At 60.8% G+C, this 553-nt stretch carries 1 protein-coding gene; it reads left to right on the top strand.

What is annotated here, in order from left to right:
• Positions 1-27: 27 nt before the first annotated feature.
• On the top strand, positions 28-553 hold a 526-nt coding region (locus ACZXDY_RS46330), incomplete at its 3' end, for a group II intron maturase-specific domain-containing protein (RefSeq protein WP_464350078.1).

Below are 553 nucleotides of genomic sequence, written 5' to 3' on the forward strand. Positions count from 1 at the left end.
CTCGAGCGAAGCCTCGGCACTCGCATCGTGACCTACGCCGACGATCTCGTGATCCTATGCCGGCGGGGCAAAGCCGAAGAGGCCTTGTCGCGACTGCGCGAGATCATGGGAAAGTTGAAGCTGACGGTCAACGAGGACAAGACACGAATCTGCAAGGCGCCGGAAGGAGAGTTCGACTTCCTGGGATACTCGTTCGGACGGATGTACTCAGCGAGAACCGGCCAGGCGCGCCTGGGGTACCGGCCATCGAAGAAAAGCATCAAGCGCATGGTGGAAACCCTTCATGCGCTGACGGCTCGAACCGGGTTAGGGCAAGACACCACAGAGTTGGTGGCGAAGTTGAACCGCACGCTGCGCGGATGGGCGAACTACTTCAATGTAGGCACCGTCACCAAAGCGTATCGGGCGATCGACAACTACACCGCTGTGCGGTTGCGCCGGTGGTTGCGCATCAAGCACAAGGTCAGGCGATGCAAGGGCGGGACCTATCCACTCTCGCACCTTTACGGGCACTTTGGGCTCGTACGTCTAACCGCGCTTGGCCGCGACCGGC

Source organism: Bradyrhizobium sp. LeoB3 (assembly GCF_055456055.1).